We start from the raw sequence: 12,280 nt of genomic DNA, 5'->3' as shown, positions 1-12,280 counted from the left end.
TTTCGTTCACCTTTTATGTTTATCTGTACTAAGTGACAGCCCATGAGCGGAAACGGCTGACAACCATCGCTCACGGGCCATAACTCCCCCAAAGGAAAGGAGTCTTTTCACATTGTATCAGGATCAACAAAATTTGAGAAGCTTGCGGATCGGGAAAGAGTTGTTGCGTTATGATTGACCGTCAGTTACTGGAACGTTGGGAGCCGGTGAAAGGCTATGAAGGATTATATTCTATCTCCAACTACGGCCGAATTCGGAGAGAACAGCGCGTGATTATCAACATTAGGGGGAACCGGCAGGTGATTCCGGAGAAGATCCTGCGGCCATATTATCGGCGAGGATGGGGCAAACAGATTACTCTGAGGGATAGAAACGGGAAAGTCCGAACCCATCTTGTCGATGTTCTCTATAGAAAACACTTCTAAAATTCTAAGAAAATAACCACCTCTAATGAGTCAGAAACACGAAGCGAAAGAATGCGGGTTTACCCCCTCTCCTCTAATGAGTCGCTATCCAAAAATTAGCCCTTGGCGGTTTTTGATACATCCGTGAAGCGGGGAAGGAGACTTTTCACAGATAAAAAATCTAATGGGGGCGGATAAAAAATGATCCGGTTTAACATCCAGACAAAACGGCGTGTGTATGCGGTATATGTTGAGTTTGATAAATCCGGCGAACATTATGAGATTGACATTTATGCGATAGATGGCCGGAGAAGAAAAAATGTCGTAGGTTGGCAAGAAGTCGAGATCACTTCCGATCCGCTTACGCTGGCCAAAAACGAAGTAGCCAAATATGAACTACGCGAAGACTACGCGGACCGATATGACGATAAAGTATTTTCCCTAGACAGCGAACAGGCGGCGGAGCTGGTAAAACAAGTTCATGAGGTTGAAGTCAATGACTGGCAGGCAGGTCAAAAGGGCGTTGTACGTTGGGAGCAAACCAAGGCAGCCAAAACAGCCAAACAGAAGGGAGCTTCGAAATAATGCGCTGGATTGATCGGGTAGTGTTCGGGGTTGTCGTGATTATCGCAGGCACGGTAATAGGTTTATCCATTCACAGTACGGCGATGCTGGCGGATGCATTGAACCTTAACGCCTATCTGATGGCCGGACTGGTAGAGATCCTCTTCGCCTCCCTCCTATTCATTCGCGGGAGACAGCGGGCCACACAAAGGAACGTCCCATTCTTCCTCAATGCCGGCTACTTTGCTAGTCTAGGGTTTGTAACTGCGGTGAACATGTGGGGTCTGGCCCATGCAAATCTGATCATTGGTCCCATCGTTGGAGCGGCCATCAGCGGCGCAATGTGGATGATGGAAAGTTGCCTTGTCTGGCTCATTGTCGACAGCCACAAGCCATATAAAAAGAGTATTTGGCGTATGAAATATGAAGCGAAACGGGATATCAAAGAGGAGAAGTCCATTCAGTGGATCGAATGGCAGCGATCGGAGGCCAGGAAGCCGGATTTGGCTCTGATCCGGGCAGCCCGAAAATCAGAAGAGGCCCGAAAGAAGGTTGAAGCAGAAGGACTTCCCGAATACTTCGCCCAGTGGCAGGATTCCTCATCTGCAATCGAACCGATTCCGGTCGAACGAGAGGCCGAAATAGTCCCCATTAAGCGAACAATCGGTTTCCATATGGAGGATCGAACACCTGAGACCGAACAGCGAACATCGAACACCGAAAAGCCCGTAATTTCGCCGTCGAACACCTCCTCGAACACTAAGACCGAACGAATTATCAAATACGTCATGGGGCTGATCGAACAGGGGGAGGTATTCACCGTAACCACGGTGGCCAATGACATGGAGTGTTCGCGATCAACGGCATCCGTAGCGATCCGAAAAGCAAAGGAGCAAAGGGAGAAAATGAATAAATGATGATTCCGTTAGCGGAGGCAATCTATCCTTCCGCTTTTAATTGGCCGGGAATAATTTCGTATGAAAAAATGACACAAAAATACAGATGATTGCGAATAGAAAGATAAACAAATCGATGCCGAACAGGTGAAGGCAATTATGTAAATAGAAAGGGAAATTGTGTATGAAAAAAGTTCTGATTTGGATCGGTGCGTTCTTAGGACTTTGCATTTTAATGGCGATTCTCCCCGGATTACTTGTACTAATTAGTCTTGCCGCCGTTGTAGTCGGGATTATTTCCATAAAGGGGAAAATTAGTTCGCCAAAATGGCTGGTAAGCCTGGCGAAATATCCGATTGCTTTGATTGCCTTTGGCGCTCTTTTCTTTCTCATTTCTGTAGCTTCATTAGGGGCTAACGATGCAAAGCCTGTAGTAAAACCCACTCCTGTGGGGAAAACACCAATTGCCATTAAAGAGCCCGTTCAACCCGACCCGCCCGATGGCAGACTAACCTCCGATCTTATCAACACACTTTGATACGACGATATAAAAAGAGAACCTCCGTTTTTCGACGCGGTTCTCTTTTTATCATCCATCAAGCCGGGCGTCAGGCGAAACCCTCTTCGTTTGGCGATGTTCGTCAGACAATGTTGCTAACCTTTGAAACGCAAAGAAAAAGGGGCGATATGGATCTTTATCGCCCAGCGAAAATCATTATTCAGGATCAGTCATTTGCATCAAAGCCCGTTTAAAATCCTCATACATCTCAAACGCTTCCTCCAAAGCTTTCCACAAATCATCGTAATTGCGGAATCCGGGTCTACTTATACTTTCGTCTGTACCATCTAATAATTGCTTTAACAATATCCATGGGCTACCTGTTAGTAATTCTCCATCCTTCCGGGCCACCCAGATAAACTCCAAAAGAGCATATTTGAGAGAGATATGAAATCCAAATTGAAAGGGAGGGTATTCCTCTACAATTTGAAAGAAATTTTCCCTTTTGTCGTAACGAGCCGGATAACCTAATTCAGCTAATATCCGCAAAACTTCATTGTTATCATAACCTTCAAGCCTCTCATTAGACTTAAATCTATACTTTGCAGACAACCTTTTGTACCTGTTAATAAAATCAATCTTCTCTAATGCCTCTCTGATTTCTGGTCGTAACTGCATGATTCATTCCTCCCTGAACCTTATTTCAATCCCATATTTATTTTTGGCCAAATCAATATACTCTTGTATTTGACTAAAACTCCGATTCGATGCGGGAATCTCCAAGATTTGTTTCCCCTTAAGCGGTTGACCATCGATCTCTGGAAACTTATTTGATCGTATTTTTATACCGGGTTTGTATTTGATTTTCATTTCCCTTAAATACGACTCAAAGGTAGTGATGTCAATCGTGTCCAAGTCCGTTGCTTTCCTGGATACAATTTCTTCTTTTACAGGATTATAAGAATCCAATCGTTTCCCATTACTCAAGTTAACTTCGTTAAAAGGATACCATTGTTCTTCCTCAGCTTTTTTGTTAAAGGCATTTCCCCTAGCCATGGGTGAATCTTTCAACCAATAATCCCTTGCTTGCTTCCAATTTACGCGATCTCTTGGCGGCTTTCCTTCTTTTGATTTACGGGCGAGATATTTTTCATAAGCCGACTCTAATGTGGGGTCTTTAAACTTTCCATTAGGAGAAAATAATCCTCCGTCCGCCCCCTCACCACTACCTTCAGAAGCAAACTTCTGCAACCACGCACCAAATTCAGTATCTCCAACTGTTATTTTACCAAAACTAATGGATGGTATTTTCATTCCCGATGCGTCTAATACGCCTACCTCAAGTTTCGGGATCGGAATTTCATTGATTTTGGAAAGGATCGGGCCTGTATGGTTTGAAATGGACCAGCCCGCAAATGCAAAGAATCCACCAAAGACGGTCGCAACAAACGTATTCCTGAGATTCACCTTCCCGGTCTTAAACCAATCAAAAAGAGATTGACCTGTTCCGCCCCCTACTGCTCCGCCCAAGATTTTAGGAAAGGCTTCTCCTAACCAGGAAATCTTTGAACCAAGCCAAGAAACAAAGCCCGAACCGGCAACACTTGAAGATACATAGGAGCCGAAAACTCCCCCAATGCCTCCGGACAGGCCTCCAAATAGCATATCTGAGAGCATTTCTGATCCAAGAAAGTCATTTCCTGAAAGCCAGGAAAAAAGGCCACTGATGACAATACCAGCCAGAATCCCTTCACCCAGGGTCTCTCCCGAGATTACGAGCGCACCAAGCACGAACTCGCCACCAAAAACAATCAAAACCACAGCCGCAATGACCAACACAATGATCCCGACCGTTAATCCAATTCTTTTGTTTTATTCCAGGCACTGAAGACGGTTTCCTTCGTCCAATTCCATGTTTTTGTAAACCAATTCCCAGATTCATGCTCTATTTCCTCTTGGGAAGTTGAAGTAACAGGTGTCTCCTTCGTTGATGCCGGTCCTTGTTGGACTTTATCAAAATGGTCATTCACATGAGGAACGTTAAAGCTGCCCCCACTGGCAAAAACTTGACCACCTCCCAACATACCAAAGCCAACCAAGGTCAAAAGAAAGACGATCACGAATCGATAAAAATATTGATTCATCTCTCCCATTACGGAATATTCATGATCCGTAATGGATTCACCCCTCTCTACCAAAAATGATTTGATATCGGAGCAAAAAAGACAGACTCGACCTTCGGTCAACTCTGTCCAATAATAAGGAATGTTTTAACGGAAACTCGGCTTTCTTTTTCAAGCTTGGTCCGTTTGACGGAATTTCGTAGCGATTTGGGTCAATGCTTGAGAAATGTTAGTATCTGCACGAAGTTGTCCCATATTTTTCTTTCTTCTTGGAAGTATTTGAAAAAAACGTTGCTTCGTCATCCCATTCCAGTGACCTTCAAGCCTATCGATTCTTTGATCAAGATTATGTATAATTTTATTGCCTTTGTTCATGTTTGGCTTGAAAATTTTTTGCTACGGACCAATTCATCGGAATTAATCAGAATCCGTGACATCTTAAAAACTCCTCTCAAACTAGATTTATTGATTTTAAAATTATACACGAATATTTATTCCATTTGTAATATGGTTTGTTTTATTTTTGTCTAAAGAAGTAATATTTCATTCAAAAAGTATTTGCAACTGGCCAGAAAAATTTCAGTTGAAAAAATTCAACCCTTGATAATGATAAAAAAATGTTGTCATCGATTTTCCCTTCCTGAAGATAGAGACTCAACAACCGCCCAAACCTAAATCTCATATCCCATTTCTCATGAAATATCCGATTTCTCTTGCCTAACGCCATCATTTAGTATATTTTAATCATTGTCTACACTTAGATAAACAGATATTGCATTAATACATATGTGCTTTTAATTAACTTTGACGGGAGGGGATTTCGTGACTACCATCTATGATATTTTAAACCAATTACGCCAATTCGCCAGAAACACACGAGAACAAGGCGATCTCTTCGAACGTCTGATGGTTTCCTTTTTGCAAACTGATCCCCAATATAAGCAACTATTTTCCAATGTCTGGCGATGGATGGACTGGCCTAGCCGGGATGGACGTGTTGATACTGGAATCGACCTAGTTGCAAAGGAAGTAGGCTCAGGAGATATCTGGGCTATTCAGTGCAAATTTTATGAACATGGACACAAAATTCAAAAATCTGATCTTGACTCGTTTTTCACCGAATCAGGTAAGCACCCTTTCCGCAAGCGTATGATCATCGCCACAGCTCCAATGAGCAAACATGCTGAGGATGCCTGTCAGAATCAACAAATCCCTGTTACCATTCTAGACATGGAGGCATTAGAAAAAAGCTCTATTGATTGGAGTCGTTTTTCGTGGAATAGTCCGCAAAATCTACAACCTCGGAAAAAGAAAAAACTTCGTCCACATCAGGAAGCGGCTATTGCCAATGTAGTTGCTGGATTTCAAACCTATGATCGCGGCAAACTCATCATGGCTTGTGGCACGGGTAAAACATTTACTTCATTAAAACTAACTGAAAGATTGGTACCATCAGGCGGTCTCGTCCTTTTCCTCGTTCCTTCTATTGCACTACTTTCACAGACTTTACGTGAATGGACCGCTGAAGCAGAGATCCCCTTGCGATCCTTTGCGGTCTGTTCCGATAAAAAGGTTGGCAAAAAAGAAGGTGAAGATTTACGTGTATCGGATCTGGCCTACCCTGCTACCACCAATGCCAAACATCTTGTGGACGAGATCAAAAAAGGGCTAGGAGATTCACTTACCATTATTTTCTCTACTTATCAGTCCATTGATGTTGTTTCAGAGGCTCAAAAGGCTGGACTACCTGCTTTTGATTTAGTCATTTGTGATGAGTCTCATCGCACAACAGGTGTAGTGCGAGGAAATGAAGCTTCCTATTTTACGAAAGTACATGAAGAAAGATTTCTTCATGCCAAGAAGCGTCTTTATATGACAGCGACTCCACGAATCTATGCCGATGCTAGCAAATCAAAGGCGAAAGAGGCTAACGTGGAGCTTTATTCCATGGATGATGAATCGATTTATGGACCGGAGTTTCATCGACTGAACTTCTCGAAAGCCGTTGAATTAGGAATTCTTTCTGATTATAAAGTGATTATTTTGGCAGTCGATGAACAGCATGTCCTAGACCATCTTGGGAACAAGATTCATGCCAATGAGGAGAATATCACTCTTGATGATGCAGCAAAGATCGTAGGCTGTTGGAATGCCCTCTCTAAGCGTTTTATGGAGAATGAATCAGATCAGGCTGCCGATCTCATGCCTATGCGCCGCGCCGTTGCCTTTTCCAATTCTATTAAAAACTCGAAACGAGTGACTGAACTTTTTGCTCGTACGATTGAAGATTATTGTGCTTCCTTGTCCAATGAAGTTGAAAATCTTCTTGTTTGCGAAGTTAACCATGTCGATGGAACACATAATATTGTTGAGCGTAATAGTAAGTTGCAGTGGCTCAGAGAAAATACCGATGAAAATACCTGCCGAATCCTGAGTAATGCTCGATGTCTTACGGAGGGTGTGGATGTTCCAACTCTCGATGCAGTCATCTTCCTGAATCCACGAGAATCTCAGGTGGATGTTGTTCAGGCTGTAGGTCGAGTTATGCGGAAAGCCCCTGGAAAGCAATATGGTTACGTGATTTTGCCCATTGTTGTTTCTACAAATGATTCACCCGAAGAAGCTCTAAACAAGAATCAGAACTATCGCGTCGTCTGGGAAGTTCTTAACGCTTTACGTGCTCATGACGACCGTTTTAATGATCTTGTTAACAAATTAGAGTTGAATAAAAGAAAGCCTGATAAGATCCAAGTAATAGGTGTAGGGGGTGACAGTGAGGAAGAAGAAAACGAGGGAGAACATCGGGAAAGTCAACAGCAATTCGAACAACTCTCATTAGATTTTAAGGAAATTAAAGAATGGCGTGAAGCCATTTATGCCAAGATCGTTCAAAAGTGTGGTGAACGTCGCTATTGGGAAACTTGGGCTAAGGATGTAGCGAAGATAGCCGAGCGCCACAAAACGCATATTCACGCGATTTTGGAAAGTTCTGATCCTAAGGCTCGTGAAGCTCAGAAAGCCTTTACTGATTTCCTGAAAGGATTACAGAATAATATAAATGAAATCATCGGGCAAGACGAAGCAATTGAAATGTTAGCCCAGCATCTTGTGACCAAACCGGTTTTTGATGCGCTTTTCGAGAATTATGCTTTCAGTAGCCACAACCCCGTTTCCCAAGCCATGCAGAAAGTGCTGGATGTTTTGGAAGACCATGCTCTTTGGAAAGAAACTGAATCCCTAGAGGATTTCTATAAAAGCGTCCGGAGACGTGCGAGTGGCATCGACAATGCAGAAGGAAAGCAAAAAATCATTATTGAGTTGTACGACAAGTTCTTCCGTACAGCTTTTCCAAAAATGGCTGAGCGTTTGGGAATCGTTTATACCCCTACTGAAGTAGTCGATTTCATTCTCAAGAGTGCAGACGATGTGCTTCAGGAAGAGTTTGGAATCCGCTTGAGTGATGAGGGTGTGCATATCCTTGATCCTTTTACAGGCACAGGAACATTTATCGTGCGCTTGCTTCAAAGCGGTTTAATTCGACCTGAAGATCTCGTGCGAAAATATCGGGAAGAGTTACACGCGAATGAGATTGTACTGCTCGCTTACTATATTGCAGCTATTAATATTGAAGAAGCATATCATCGTCTGTCGGGTCAAGACTACGAACCTTTCCCAGGTATCGTATTGACAGATACCTTCCAATTAAGGGAAAAGAAGGATTCCATGATGGAAACGCTGTTCCCCGAGAATAATGAGCGCATAGCTCGACAGAAGCGACAAGAAATCCGGGTGATCGTCGGGAATCCGCCGTATTCGGCTGGGCAAGATAGTGAGAATGATAATAATCAGAACTTAAAATATCCTTATTTAGATCAGCGTATTGCCGAGACTTATGCAAATGCGTCTAAAGCGGTATTGAAAAAAGGTCTTTACGACTCTTACATTCGCGCCATCCGTTGGGCGAGTGATCGAATTGGTGATCAGGGTGTGATTGCCTTTGTTACAAACGCCTCTTTTATCGATAGTAACACCGCAGATGGTCTTCGAAAGTGTCTGGCTGAAGAGTTTACGACAATCTATTGTTTCAATCTGAGAGGGAACCAACGTACTTCTGGTGAGCAATCCAGAAAAGAAGGTGGAAAGATATTTGGATCTGGTAGTCGAGCACCGATTGCCATCACAGTTTTAGTCAAAAATCCTACGAAGAAAGACTCCTGTGTTATCTATTACAATGACATTGGTGATTACCTCAGTCGCGAACAAAAACTGGATATCATCCGTCAGTCAGGTAGCATTAAGGGGATTTCTTGGAAAGTAATTAAGCCCAATGATGCACATGATTGGATCAACCAACGCAGTGAGGACTTTTCTAAACTCATTGCGATGGGAGAAAAGAAAAAAACGATTAATAAGACCTTATTTAAGATTTATTCACAAGGTGTAATAACAAGTCGTGACAGTTGGACTTATAATTTTTCGCTATCTCGCCTCAAAAATAACATGAAGGGCATGATTGAATTTTACAATCGGCAGGTTGTGGAATTCAAAGCATTAGGGAAGTTAAACCCTACGATGGACGATGTGAATGACTTCATCGATACCGATCCGAACAAGATTAGTTGGTCACGTGCCCTAAAACAGGATCTCTGTCGCCACAAGCGACATCCATATGAGGAAAGCAACATCGTCACAGGCATATACCGTCCTTTCTGTAAACAATGGTTTTACTTCAGCCGTGCTTTCAATGAAATGGTATACCAGATTCCAAAACTTTTCCCATATCCTACTGCGAAAAATAGGATGATTTGTGTGACTGGAACTGGTTCAAGTAAGCCATTTTCTGCTTTCATAGTTGATTCCATCCCAAGCTTTGATTTTCATGAAAAGGGTCAATGCTACCCACTCTATTACTATGAACTTCAAGAAGAGGAGAAACTTGGTGGCTTATTTGAGGGATTGGAACTGGAAAGTCAAGATCACTATATCCGTCATGATGCAATCACCGATTGGGCGCTCAAAGAGTTTCGTCAACACTATGGTGATACAGTTTCCAAAGAAGACATCTTCTACTATGTTTATGGCGTCCTTCACTCCTCTGAATATCAAGAACGCTTTGGTGCTGATCTTAAGAAGATGCTTCCTCGTATTCCGTTTGTATCTTCCGCCGAGGACTTTTGGCGTTTTAGCAACGCAGGAAAAGAACTAGCCCATTGGCATCTTAACTACGAAACGATCGAACCTTGGCCATTAAATGAGACGCTTAAAGGAAATCCGCAAGCAGACGATTTTTATCGCGTCGAAAAAATTCGCTTTGCCAAAGGAAAGAATGGCAAACCGGACAAAACGACCATTATTTATAACTCGAATATTACTCTTTCTTGCATCCCGCTGGAAGCCTATGATTATGTCGTCAACGGCAAATCAGCAATTGAATGGATTATGGATCGATATCAAGTTAAGACTGACAAGAAAAGTGGGATTGTTAATGATCCCAATCAATGGTCTGACGATCCACGTTACATCATCGATCTTGTTAAGCGGGTGGTACGGGTAAGCATGGAAACTGCGAGGATTGTGAAGGGGTTACCGGGACTGGACTTGGCATGAAGGAAGATTGCTGGTTCGACTCCTCCTTCCGAGCCTTTAACAAATTCCAGTCGCTACTTAAAGGATCTAATCTAAGCCAATGTTATCCTCGCAATGCAACGGAAATTAAGCAACTTGAGTGGAGAGTTCTCAATTGTACTTCCACAGGGGTTAAATATCCGAGTATAGAATGCACTCAATCATGGTTGATGAAGAGATGCTTTTGCTTCTTCGAATGAACGGTATTCATTAGGCCAAATCTCTTCTACTTTCAGCATTCGGTATCAGCTGAGTCGCAGGAGGAAGGGTAGAGCAGGCCAAACTTGAAAAATGCAACGCGATTGTTAACACAGTTGATAAAAGACGGAATCAGCAGAAACAAATTCTTTGATCGTGCGATTGATTCATACAAAGAAAAAATAGGACAAGAGGGCCAATAAAAGCCCTCTTGTCCTATTTGAACAATACGTGCCACGTCTTCGGACCAACAATACCGTCAACTTTCAAACCCTTGCCAGTAGGAACAACGTTCCCACGCTCATCATGGACCCGCTGCCAGTTCTTAACCGCTTGCTCGGTCAATGGGCCGAAGATGCCATCTGCTGGAATTTGAAGCCGTATTTGTAATGTCTTCACATCATCCCCGCGCATCATGGGAGAAGTAAGTTTCAGGATTCGTTTTAATATCGGTTTTTCTACGGGTTTGTTAAGAAAAATGGTTGCCAAATCATTTAGATAATTGGCGTCACATGATTCCACAATACCGGGAATATTTTCATTATCGGTGTATTGCCATACCGTCCAGTTAGCCCATCCGCTTACTGAAGGAGCAGTGGAACGATAGGCGGCTATCCACAGGGGCAAATCTTTTAGATTCTGAAGAGCAGGGTATTTGTTCAAGTAGTATAATCCGGTATACAGCATCACATTGTACCCCGTTTTGGCTTTCACTATATTTACGAAAGAACGTGCCCATTGGTAAAGCGCATCATCGTCTATATTCACATCCACTTCCAGATCTAATACAGGCATGAGATTGTATTTGAAGATGGAAATAGCATTGACAAAGTTTTGTGCTTCGTCTTCCGGCTTGTTGCCGTTATCAGGACGGGCAAAGTGATAGAATCCGACGAGAAGCCCTGCTTTCATGGCGTTATTTGCGTTAGGCTGGTATTGGGGGTCACGGTAAGTGACCCCTTCCGAAGCCTTGATATATACAAATTCAATTCCTGCAGCTTTCACCCTTGAAAAGTCGGACACAGCATTATGGTGGGACACATCAATCCCTTTTAGCATCCATTATCACCTCATTGTTGTGGTTGTTGAGGTTGTTTTTTCAGAGACAAAAGGCCCTCCTTCACATTCTTCACGCCGGAAAACAGTCCAACAGCAGAAAGCCCAAGAGCCAACCCATCAACAACTCCTTGTTGCCAATTGCTCGGGTCTACCAAGAAAATACCCGTCAAAATGCCCAAGATAACAGAAACAACCGGGGAATACTTCTGCGGGAAGCCGATCTCCTTCAACAGTGTTACCACCGCAACAATTGCACCAACTGCACTTACTCCAAAGATTTGAACGTCAAACATAGATATCATCCTCCAATTCCTTTTTGAGCAAAATAAAAAAGCGCTCCAATCGCGCCTACAATCACTTCTGATATGATGATCCCCCATAGCCAAAGTTGACGAGTTTCCACTTCTTTCGCTTTTTCATATGCGTAATTTGCCCTTTGTTGAGCATCCTCCGCCAGATTTATTGCCTGTCTGCTTCGCTCGTCAGCATTATTTGCCGATTGGATTCGGGTTTCCAATACATCCAGGCGGGCCTCGATTCTTTGCAAGGATCGTGTCACCTCTTGGACCAACTCGTACATTTCCTTTGGGGTGATCACGACCGCTACGTTTTCCTTTTCCAATATGCTTCACTCCTCCACTACCTTGTAATTGTTTTTTTGATCAATAGTGAAATACTCATCGGGAATTGGTTGATACATTTCAGGTGCATAGCTTGGATCAACTACAACAAAATGCGGTTCCCCACCATAAGAAAAGGAACAGCCTGAAGATTCACCCGTAAATTCGACCATGCATTCTGACTCATACCACTTGATGTCTGTGCAGTTCCGGAAAACATCGATCACATTGTTATTTTCGGGCGGCAAATAGTTGATGATATTCATTGGTGTAGCCATGTATCAACACTCCC

13 protein-coding genes are annotated in these 12,280 nt (G+C 43.0%); 5 read left to right on the top strand and 8 right to left on the bottom strand.

All coding sequences use genetic code 11. The features are described from left to right. The first annotated feature begins 170 nt into the window (after positions 1 to 170). The 4 genes from JG50_RS0115425 (at position 171) to JG50_RS0115410 (ending at position 2,402) form a co-directional block, all read left to right on the top strand. On the top strand, positions 171 to 425 hold the full coding sequence (locus tag JG50_RS0115425; RefSeq protein WP_033102022.1) for an NUMOD4 domain-containing protein: 255 nt from the start codon (positions 171 to 173) through the stop codon (positions 423 to 425). Between the two features lie 180 nt (positions 426 to 605). Beyond that, positions 606 to 989, top strand: a complete 384-nt coding sequence (locus JG50_RS0115420; RefSeq protein WP_033102021.1) for a hypothetical protein — start codon at positions 606 to 608, stop codon at positions 987 to 989. Continuing rightward, complete coding sequence (locus JG50_RS0115415; RefSeq protein WP_033102020.1) at positions 989 to 1,885, top strand: hypothetical protein; 897 nt, start codon at positions 989 to 991, stop codon at positions 1,883 to 1,885. The genes JG50_RS0115420 and JG50_RS0115415 overlap by 1 nt, the downstream gene beginning before the upstream one ends. Before the next feature lie 163 nt (positions 1,886 to 2,048). After that, positions 2,049 to 2,402: a hypothetical protein gene (locus JG50_RS0115410; RefSeq protein WP_033102019.1), complete on the top strand. Its 354-nt coding sequence runs from the start codon at positions 2,049 to 2,051 to the stop codon at positions 2,400 to 2,402. A 177-nt stretch (positions 2,403 to 2,579) separates the two neighbouring features. On the opposite strand, the gene JG50_RS0115405 is transcribed toward JG50_RS0115410, so the two are convergent. The 4 genes from JG50_RS0115405 to JG50_RS21130 form a co-directional block, all read right to left on the bottom strand. Further along, on the bottom strand, positions 2,580 to 3,041 hold the full coding sequence (locus JG50_RS0115405) for a hypothetical protein (RefSeq protein ID WP_033102018.1): 462 nt from the start codon (positions 3,039 to 3,041) through the stop codon (positions 2,580 to 2,582). Positions 3,042 to 3,044: 3 nt separating this feature from the next. After that, a complete protein-coding gene (locus JG50_RS20530) occupies positions 3,045 to 4,199 on the bottom strand; it encodes a hypothetical protein (RefSeq protein ID WP_200880764.1) in 1,155 nt (384 codons plus the stop codon). A 17-nt stretch (positions 4,200 to 4,216) separates the two neighbouring features. Then, positions 4,217 to 4,507 (bottom strand): hypothetical protein, encoded by a 291-nt coding sequence (locus JG50_RS0115395; RefSeq protein WP_152568610.1) that lies wholly within the window; start codon positions 4,505 to 4,507, stop codon positions 4,217 to 4,219. Between the two features lie 150 nt (positions 4,508 to 4,657). After that, positions 4,658 to 4,861, bottom strand: coding sequence for a WXG100 family type VII secretion target (locus tag JG50_RS21130; RefSeq protein WP_081943975.1), 204 nt, complete (start codon positions 4,859 to 4,861; stop codon positions 4,658 to 4,660). A gap of 447 nt (positions 4,862 to 5,308) precedes the next feature. On the opposite strand from JG50_RS21130, the gene JG50_RS0115385 reads away from it, so the two are divergent. After that, the gene (locus JG50_RS0115385) at positions 5,309 to 10,093 is read left to right on the top strand and encodes a DEAD/DEAH box helicase (protein WP_033102014.1); all 4,785 of its coding nucleotides are present in this window, start codon (positions 5,309 to 5,311) and stop codon (positions 10,091 to 10,093) included. Between the two features lie 432 nt (positions 10,094 to 10,525). Here JG50_RS0115385 and JG50_RS0115380 read toward each other — a convergent pair whose 3' ends face one another. From JG50_RS0115380 to JG50_RS0115365, 4 genes are read right to left on the bottom strand one after another with little or no spacing between them, the layout of a single operon-like run. Then, positions 10,526 to 11,368 carry a GH25 family lysozyme gene (locus JG50_RS0115380; RefSeq protein WP_052154391.1) on the bottom strand — a complete coding sequence of 281 codons (843 nt, stop codon included), beginning with the start codon at positions 11,366 to 11,368 and terminating at the stop codon, positions 10,526 to 10,528. Between the two features lie 11 nt (positions 11,369 to 11,379). Then, positions 11,380 to 11,661: a hypothetical protein gene (locus JG50_RS0115375; RefSeq protein WP_052154390.1), complete on the bottom strand. Its 282-nt coding sequence runs from the start codon at positions 11,659 to 11,661 to the stop codon at positions 11,380 to 11,382. 5 nt (positions 11,662 to 11,666) lie between these two features. Beyond that, entirely contained in the window at positions 11,667 to 11,990 is a 324-nt protein-coding gene (locus JG50_RS0115370; RefSeq protein WP_033102013.1) for a hypothetical protein, read from the bottom strand. A gap of 6 nt (positions 11,991 to 11,996) precedes the next feature. Further along, positions 11,997 to 12,266 carry a hypothetical protein gene (locus JG50_RS0115365; RefSeq protein ID WP_152568609.1) on the bottom strand — a complete coding sequence of 90 codons (270 nt, stop codon included), beginning with the start codon at positions 12,264 to 12,266 and terminating at the stop codon, positions 11,997 to 11,999. Between the last annotated feature and the right edge of the window lie 14 nt (positions 12,267 to 12,280).

Source organism: Thermoactinomyces daqus (assembly GCF_000763315.1).
In the GTDB taxonomy this organism is placed as follows: domain Bacteria; phylum Bacillota; class Bacilli; order Thermoactinomycetales; family Thermoactinomycetaceae; genus Thermoactinomyces_A; species Thermoactinomyces_A daqus.
This window is presented reverse-complemented; position numbering and strand designations above follow the sequence as displayed.

Bases quoted from the DNA above. Each gene is read 5' to 3' on its own strand.
- JG50_RS0115425 (WP_033102022.1), top strand. From the start codon at position 171: ATGATTGACCGTCAGTTACTGGAACGTTGGGAGCCGGTGAAAGGCTAT.
- JG50_RS0115380 (WP_052154391.1), bottom strand. From the start codon at position 11,368: ATGCTAAAAGGGATTGATGTGTCCCACCATAATGCTGTGTCCGACTTT.
- JG50_RS21130 (WP_081943975.1), bottom strand. From the start codon at position 4,861: ATGAACAAAGGCAATAAAATTATACATAATCTTGATCAAAGAATCGAT.
- JG50_RS0115420 (WP_033102021.1), top strand. From the start codon at position 606: ATGATCCGGTTTAACATCCAGACAAAACGGCGTGTGTATGCGGTATAT.
- JG50_RS0115415 (WP_033102020.1), top strand. From the start codon at position 989: ATGCGCTGGATTGATCGGGTAGTGTTCGGGGTTGTCGTGATTATCGCA.
- JG50_RS0115410 (WP_033102019.1), top strand. From the start codon at position 2,049: ATGAAAAAAGTTCTGATTTGGATCGGTGCGTTCTTAGGACTTTGCATT.
- JG50_RS0115395 (WP_152568610.1), bottom strand. From the start codon at position 4,507: ATGAATCAATATTTTTATCGATTCGTGATCGTCTTTCTTTTGACCTTG.
- JG50_RS0115365 (WP_152568609.1), bottom strand. From the start codon at position 12,266: ATGGCTACACCAATGAATATCATCAACTATTTGCCGCCCGAAAATAAC.
- JG50_RS0115375 (WP_052154390.1), bottom strand. From the start codon at position 11,661: ATGTTTGACGTTCAAATCTTTGGAGTAAGTGCAGTTGGTGCAATTGTT.
- JG50_RS0115405 (WP_033102018.1), bottom strand. From the start codon at position 3,041: ATGCAGTTACGACCAGAAATCAGAGAGGCATTAGAGAAGATTGATTTT.